The sequence below is a fragment of the Actinophytocola sp. genome (genome assembly GCF_050699915.1).
GTDB lineage: Bacteria > Actinomycetota > Actinomycetes > Mycobacteriales > Pseudonocardiaceae > Actinophytocola.
This window is the reverse complement of record NZ_JBOHGA010000072.1, coordinates 20,866-27,857: the sequence shown is the minus strand read 5'-3', so window position 1 is coordinate 27,857 and position 6,992 is coordinate 20,866. Positions and strand designations below refer to the sequence as shown.

Below are 6,992 nucleotides of genomic sequence, written 5' to 3'. Positions count from 1 at the left end.
GGTCCGGCCGCGGCCGGACCCGACAGCTGCTCAGCCCATGTGCGGGTAGGTGTGGTCGGTCGCCGGGACGAACGTCTCCTTGACCGACCGCGGGCTCACCCAGCGCTGCAGGTTGTAGATCGAGCCGGCCTTGTCGTTGGTGCCCGAGCCGCGGCTGCCGCCGAAGGGCTGCTGGCCGACGACGGCGCCCGTCGGCTTGTCGTTGACGTAGAAGTTGCCGGCCGCGAACCGCAGCGCGCGGTGGGCCTCCTCGACCGCCGCGCGGTCGGTGGCGAACACCGCGCCGGTCAGCGCGTACGGGGTCGAGCCGTCGACGAGCTCGAGGACCTTGGCGTAGTCGGAGTCGTCGAAGACGTGGACCGCCAGGATCGGACCGAACCACTCGGTGGTGAACACGTCGTTCATCGGGTCGGTGCCGAGCAGGACCGTGGGCTGGACGAAGTAGCCGACCGAGTCGTCGGCGCTGCCGCCGGCCAGCACCTCGAGCGTGGTGTTGCTCGCGGCCATCTCCAGCACGCCCTTGTGCTTGGCGAACGCCCGGCTGTCGATCACCGCGCCGCCGAAGTGACCGAAGTCGGTGACATCGCCGAACGACAGGGACTTCGTCGTGTCGGCCAGCTGCTCGCGCAGCCCGGACTCCCACAGCGAGCGGGAGATGTAGGCGCGCGAGGCGGCCGAGCACTTCTGGCCCTGGTACTCGAACGCGCCGCGGACGAGCCCGGTCGCGACGGCGGCCGCGTCGGCCGACCGGTGCGCGACGACGAAGTCCTTGCCGCCGGTCTCGCCGACGATCCGCGGGTAGGACCGATAGGTGTCGAGCCGTTCCCCCATCGTGCGCCACAGGTACCTGAACGTCTTGGTGGAGCCGGTGAAGTGCAGGCCGGCGAAGTCGGGGTCGGCCAGCGCGACCTCGCTGACCGCGGCGCCGTCGCCGGTGACCATGTTGATCACACCGGGCGGCAGGCCGGCGGCCTCGAGCATGCGCATCGTGTGGAACGCGGCGAGCTGCTGGGTGGGCGAGGGCTTCCAGACGACCGTGTTGCCCATCAACGCGGGCGCGGTCGGCAGGTTGCCGGCGATCGCGGTGAAGTTGAACGGGGTGATCGCGGTGACGAAGCCGTCCAGCGGCCGGTGGTCGAAGCGGTTCCAGGTGCCGGGGCTCGAGCCGGGCTGCTCGGCGAGGATGCGGCGCGCGTAGCCGACGTTGAACCGCCAGAAGTCGATGAGCTCGCAGGCGGAGTCGATCTCGGCCTGCTGCGCTGACTTGGACTGGCCGAGCATCGTCGCGGCGTTGAGGGTGTCCCGCCACGGGCCGGCCAGCAGGTCGGCGGCACGCAGGATGATCGCGGCGCGCTCGTCGAAGGGCAGCTCGCGCCACGCGGGGGCGGCGAGCTTGGCGGCGCTGACGGCGTCGGTCACGTCCTTGGCGGTGGCCTGGGCGGAGACGCCGAGCACGTGCGCGTGGTCGTGCGGCTGGACCACGTCGATCGCGTCGCCGCCGGCCATGCGCTGCTCGCCGCCGACGGTCATGGTCAGCTCGTGGCGCTCGCCCTCCAGCTCGGCGATCCGGCGCCGCAGCGACTCGCGCTCGGGGCTGCCCGGCGCGTAGGAGCGGACGGGCTCGTTGACCGGCTCGGGCACGGACGTTAGGGCGTCCATGTGGTGGCTCGCCTCCTTGTTTCTGTCGGGCCGGCTCGTGACCGGCGGCTGTCGCCATCCTGTCACGAGTCGGGCGTCCACCAGGCCGCCAGTTGGTCGACCTCGGCGCGCAGCAGCAGTTCGGGATCGATCCCGCTGAGCGTGAGCTGGCCGGCGACCTCCAGGCTGATGACGCCGTGCAGGCGCGTCCAGACGGTCATGCCCCAGTGCAGCTGTCGCGGGGTGAGGTCGCCGAGGTCCGTGCGCTCACCCCACGCGGCGAGCTGGCGGTGCAGCGTCGAGCGGCGGGGCTTGCCGGTGTCGGGGCCGGCCGCCGACAGCAGCGCGGCCATGGACCGGCGCGCGGCGTCGAGGGTGTGCGCCGGGGCTTCGTAGCCGGGGACCGGGGTGCCGAAGAGCAGCAGGTACCGGTGTGGGGCGGCGGTGGCCCAGTCGCGCATGGCGGTGGCGGCGGCGCGGAGCCGGCCGGTTCTGGTCGTGGCGATCGCGGCCTCGATGGTGTCGGCCAGGTCGTGGTAGCCGTCCGCGATGAGCTCGGTGAGCAGCGCGTCGCGGTTGGCGAAGTAGCGGTAGAGGGCGGGGCCGGTGACGCCCATCCGCTTGCCGATCGCGTTGACCGAGATGCCGGCGGTGCCGTGCTCGGCCAGCTGTTCGAGCGCGATCCGCTTGGCCTCCTGGCGGGTCTGCTCGCGGTACTGCTGCCTGCGGTCCATGTCACGCCTCCTTGACACTCGGCAGCCTAACAGCTTCTAATGTTTGTTAGATGCTCTAACTCGAGTGAAAGGTGCTCACATGGAGATCATGCTTACCGGCGAAGGCGGCCCGGAGATGCTGCAGGTGACGTCCGGCGACGGCCCGCAGCCCGGGAAGGGCGAGGTCCGGGTGCGGGTTCTGGCGAGCGGCGTGAGCTTCGCGGAGGTGCAGATGCTGCGCCGGCGGTACCCGATGCAGCCGCGGTTCCCGTTCGTGCCGGGCTACGACCTGGTCGGCGAGGTGTCGGCGGTGGGTGCCGGTGTCACCGGGGTGCGGGTGGGCCAGCGGGTGGCGGCCATGACCCGGACCGGCGCGTGGCGGACGCACGTCGTGGTGCCGGCTCGCTCGGTGGTACCCGTGCCCGCGGAGCTGGATTCGGGCGTGGCCGCGGCGGTGGTGATGAACGGTGTGACGGCGTACCAGCTGGTGCACGACGTCGCGCGCGTGCGGCCTGGGCAGACGGTGCTGGTGCACGGCGCGTCCGGTGGGGTGGGCACGCTGCTGGTCCAGCTCGCGGTCCGCGCCGGCGCCCGAGTCCTGGGCACGGCGTCCGAGTCGAAGCACGACCTGGTCCGATCCCTGGGCGCCGAGCCGATCGACTACCGAGCGGGCTCCGTGCCGGCGGCGGTACGCGCCCTGGCGCCTGGCGGCGTGGCTGCGGTGTTCGACCACGTGGGCGGACAGAGCCTGCCGGACTCGTACTCGGTCCTGGCGGACAACGGCATCCTGATCAACTACGGCTCCGCGTCCACCCTCCGCGACGACGGCCACTGGCTGAAGCCGTACTTCGGCACGATCCGCCGCCTGGGGACGTGGTGGCTGGCGCGCCTGCTGGGCCGAGCGCGGGGTCGCCGGGCGACGTTCTACTACGTCAAGTCCGGCGCCGCCTTCACAACAGCTCTGACGGAGATCTTCAAGCTGGTGGAAGCCGGCACCATCACGCCGTCGATCGCCAAGCGCCTCCCGCTGACAGAGGCCTCGACGGCCCTCCGCCTCCTGGTGGAGGGAAAGACGAGCGGCAAAATCGTGCTGGACGCATGACCTGTCCCCAGCCTCCGGTCCACACCTCCGGAATTGTCAGCCCCCAAGCGTAAGCTTGATCCCGGGGGCCGGAGGCCACACACGCGACCCCATTTATCCACAGCCCAACCCCGAACTCGCCAAACCGTCAGCCCTGCCGGGTAGACTGGAAATCGGGGGACCCCGGGGCGGTTATCCACAACTCTGCCAGTTGTCCACAGACCACGCTCACTCCGGCAGAATTGTCGGCGCTCAGAAGTAGGCTGGATTCCGGGGGCCGGAGGCCCGACAACTCTGGCAGGTCACATCCAGACCGCTCCTGGTTTGAGCTGGCCAGCGTGGTCATGAGCTCACCGGGCTCGCAGGTCACATCCGGCGGACCGCATCCCAGCGCGCTGCGGTCCGAATTGTCGGCAACCAGGCTGGCTCCCGGACGACGATGCGCCTTCCGACAATCAGCAGCTCAACCCGCTCCTTGCTCTGGTTCGGGACCACGCAATTGTGCGGAACGCGGCCGTCGGCCCCCGAAATCCAGTCTAGTCAAGGGCACCGACATTTTCGGCGCACACAAGCGGAGCTGTGGACAACCAAGCGGGCGGCGCGGTATCCACAGGCCACCTGCGCTCACCCGAAAATGTCAGTGCCCGCCAAAAGGCTGGAAAACAGGGGCCCCGCGAATCCGGAGTCGTCCACAGGTGACAGTGGCGGGTGGCCGGGACAGTCGGTGGTGGCCGGTACGCCCGAAATCGGGGGCCGGAGGCCGGCCGAAGGAACTACAGCAGCTCCAGCAGGAACGGCAGCTCGTCGGTCGTGTACCAGGCCAGCTCGTGGTCCTCCGCGTCGCCCAAGGTGAACTCGGCGTCCGAGTCACCCAGGTCGGCCGCGTCGATCACCTCCGCCGCCGCGCGCACCGCCGGTTCCGCTTCCTCCGTGTCCAGGTGCACGGCGGCCACCAGCGTCACCGGCACCGAGCCGGCCAGGCGGACCACGGCGTGGTCCAGGTCCGGCCGCAGCATCGCGTCCTCGATGTCCGCCGAGATCACCGCGCGGCGGGGCAGCGTGCCCTCCGCGTCGTCGGCCAGCTCGCCGGCCAGCAGCCGCAGCGACGCGCGCGCGGCCTCCGTCATCGCGGCGTACTCGAGCTCCTCCGCCGTCCCCGTCGCGTACGACTCACGCAGCGCGGGGGTCAGCGCGAACGCGGTGTCGCCCACGGCGGCGACCTCGCCCTTGGCGTTCAACGCGCGCAACATGGTCACCGTTGCCGGAATGTAGACCCTCACCGCACTCCCATTCCCTGTGCTCCGGGCAGGGTTAGATCCTGGCACACCGCGCGCCCGCCGACGTGGAATGCTCCACCCGTGGACGCTCCCTCGCCCAAGGACCGGTTCGTGACCGTGTTCGGCCGCAAGCCCGTGCTCGAGGCGCTGGCCGATCGCGAGCTGCGGGTGGACAAGATCGTCCTGGCCGACAACGCCCGCGGCACGGCCGCGCGGGAGATCCTCGACGCCGCGACGGCGCGCTCGGTGCGGGTCGAGCGGGCCAGCGCGCACCGGGTGAAGGTGTTGGCGGGCAACGGAAAGCAGGACCAGGGCGTGCTCGCCGACGTGGTAGCGCCACGCATGCGCCGCCTCTCCGACGCCATCGCGGACGGCTCGCTGTCGAGCGTGCTGCTGCTCGACGGGATCACCACCCCGGCGAACGTCGGCATGATCCTGCGCACCGCCACCGCCGCCGGGATCTCCGGGATCGTCGTGCCGCGGCGCGGTGTGGCTTCGCTCGACCCGCTGGTCGTGAAGGCCTCGGCCGGCGTCGCGTTCCACGCGCCGGTGCTGCGCTGCTACACCGCCGCCGACGCCGCCGCCGACCTGCGCGCCGCCGGGTTTCCGCTGTTCGCGCTGGATGGGTCCGCTCGCGTCGACCTCTTCACGGCGGACCTGCCGCGCCGCGCCGCCTACGTGCTGGGCGGGGAGACCGGCGGCATCAGCGACGAGGTGCGCCCGTCGGTCACCGGGTCGCTGTCGATCCCGATGAGCGGCGGCGTCGAGTCGCTGAACGTCGCGAGCGCGGCCGCCGTCCTCTGCTTCGAACTCGTGCGCCGTCGCTGACTCTTCGTGATCGGATCGACACTTTCAGGTGGTCGTTGTCCGGGTTTCACGACTTCTCAGCTCTGTAGGGCATGAGTGCACCTGTTCGCTACCTGAACGAGCCCGGCCGCGTGCTGCGGGCGCTGCCCGAGTACGAGCCAACGCACGCCCCCGGAGAGGAGGAGCCGCGCCGGTGGTCGAGTCTGCGGCCGGCGAGTGGCCCGCAGCTCACGCTGGTCGCGCCGCCGCGGAGACCGGAGGCGGCGATCACGCCGGAGGCGCTGTGGCGGCTGCTGGTCCGGGTGCTCGAGGTGTTGGAGGGCCGCCGCGCGGCGGGGCAACTGCGCACGCTGCTGTCCGACTCGGCGTACGAGGCCCTGCTCACCCGGCTTCGCCTGACCACACCCGGCCGGGCCCACCGGCTGCGCCGGCTCCGTGCCTGCTACCCGTCGCCGGTGGCGGTCGAGGTCGCGGCTGTGATCGACATCGCCGCCGGGCCGGCCGAGCCGCGGCGGGTGTGCGCGTTGGCGGCCCGCCTCGAGCGGGTCGACGACGTGTGGCACTGCGTCGTGTTGCGAATGTTGTAAATGCGCGGCTCGAAAGCCTGGTCGCGTGGGCCGCCACGCGCCGAGCCGTCGGGCGCGGCGCTAGTCGTCCAGGCTGCCCATGGTCAGGTTGAGCGTGGTTCCCGTCAGCCCGCTCGCCCGGTCGGACGCCGCGAACACCGCCGCGTCGGCGAGCTCCGTGAGCGTCATGAGCCGTCGCGCGTGGGTCCGGCTCGCGAGCCGGTCCTGCCACTGCTCCCAGGTCAGGCCCGACGCCGCGGCGCGCGGCTCGAACGCCTCCCTGATCGTGGCCGTCTCCGGCATCGCCTGCGGTCGCAGTCCGACGACGCGCACGCCGTGCGGGGCGAGCTCGGCGGAGAGGCCGCGGGTGAGTGCCTCCATGGCCGCCATCGCCGGGCCGTAGCCGCCCACCAGCGGGATGCCCGTGCGCGAGTGGAGCGCGGTGACCCTCATGATCACGCCCGATCGGTTCGGCACCATGTGCCGGGCCGCCAGCCGCGCGGTCAGGAAGTACGACCTGAGGTAGGCCGCGACCGGCAGGAGGAACCGCTCGACGTCCAGCTCGGCCAGCGGCACGCCGAGGATGTCCGCGTCCGGGATGCCGGCCGCGTTGAACGAGATGTCGACGCGGCCGGCCTTGTCGACGACGGACCGAAGGTGGGCGTCCACGGCCCGCTCGTCGAGTGCGTCGACCTGCGCCACGTCGGCGGCACCGATGGCGACCGCTTCGACCGGTGCCAGCCGGTGTCCGGTGAGGAACAGCGTCGCTCCCTCGCGCGCGAAGGCGCGGGCGACGGCGCCGCCGATGGCGCCGCCGGCTCCGTAGATCACCGCGACCTTGTCCTGCAGCATCATGTCTGGTTCCGTTCTGTTGTCCGTCGGCCGTCGACGATGCAGACACCTCGACGTC

The 6,992-nt window shown here is 71.6% G+C and carries 7 protein-coding genes; 3 read left to right on the top strand and 4 right to left on the bottom strand.

The annotated features are described in order from the left end of the window. Positions 1 to 30 precede the first annotated feature (30 nt). Both pruA and ACRDSK_RS15335 read right to left on the bottom strand, forming a co-directional pair. Positions 31 to 1,659 (bottom strand): L-glutamate gamma-semialdehyde dehydrogenase, encoded by a 1,629-nt coding sequence (gene pruA / locus ACRDSK_RS15340; protein ID WP_431441522.1) that lies wholly within the window; start codon positions 1,657 to 1,659, stop codon positions 31 to 33. A gap of 62 nt (positions 1,660 to 1,721) precedes the next feature. Further along, positions 1,722 to 2,372 (bottom strand): TetR/AcrR family transcriptional regulator, encoded by a 651-nt coding sequence (locus tag ACRDSK_RS15335; RefSeq protein WP_431441521.1) that lies wholly within the window; start codon positions 2,370 to 2,372, stop codon positions 1,722 to 1,724. 79 nt (positions 2,373 to 2,451) lie between these two features. Between ACRDSK_RS15335 and ACRDSK_RS15330 the strand changes: the two genes are divergently transcribed. Continuing rightward, positions 2,452 to 3,453, top strand: a complete 1,002-nt coding sequence (locus ACRDSK_RS15330; protein WP_431441520.1) for a medium chain dehydrogenase/reductase family protein — start codon at positions 2,452 to 2,454, stop codon at positions 3,451 to 3,453. Between the two features lie 752 nt (positions 3,454 to 4,205). Here the strand turns inward: ACRDSK_RS15330 and ACRDSK_RS15325 are convergent. Further along, the gene (locus tag ACRDSK_RS15325) at positions 4,206 to 4,712 is read right to left on the bottom strand and encodes a DUF6912 family protein (RefSeq protein ID WP_431441518.1); all 507 of its coding nucleotides are present in this window, start codon (positions 4,710 to 4,712) and stop codon (positions 4,206 to 4,208) included. Between the two features lie 78 nt (positions 4,713 to 4,790). Here ACRDSK_RS15325 and ACRDSK_RS15320 point away from each other — a divergent pair, with 78 nt between their 5' ends. Beyond that, positions 4,791 to 5,537: a TrmH family RNA methyltransferase gene (locus tag ACRDSK_RS15320; protein ID WP_431441516.1), complete on the top strand. Its 747-nt coding sequence runs from the start codon at positions 4,791 to 4,793 to the stop codon at positions 5,535 to 5,537. A 71-nt stretch (positions 5,538 to 5,608) separates the two neighbouring features. Further along, the gene (locus ACRDSK_RS15315) at positions 5,609 to 6,103 is read left to right on the top strand and encodes an Rv3235 family protein (RefSeq protein ID WP_431441514.1); all 495 of its coding nucleotides are present in this window, start codon (positions 5,609 to 5,611) and stop codon (positions 6,101 to 6,103) included. Positions 6,104 to 6,163: 60 nt separating this feature from the next. Here ACRDSK_RS15315 and ACRDSK_RS15310 read toward each other — a convergent pair whose 3' ends face one another. Then, positions 6,164 to 6,937 (bottom strand): SDR family NAD(P)-dependent oxidoreductase, encoded by a 774-nt coding sequence (locus ACRDSK_RS15310; protein WP_431441512.1) that lies wholly within the window; start codon positions 6,935 to 6,937, stop codon positions 6,164 to 6,166. Between the last annotated feature and the right edge of the window lie 55 nt (positions 6,938 to 6,992).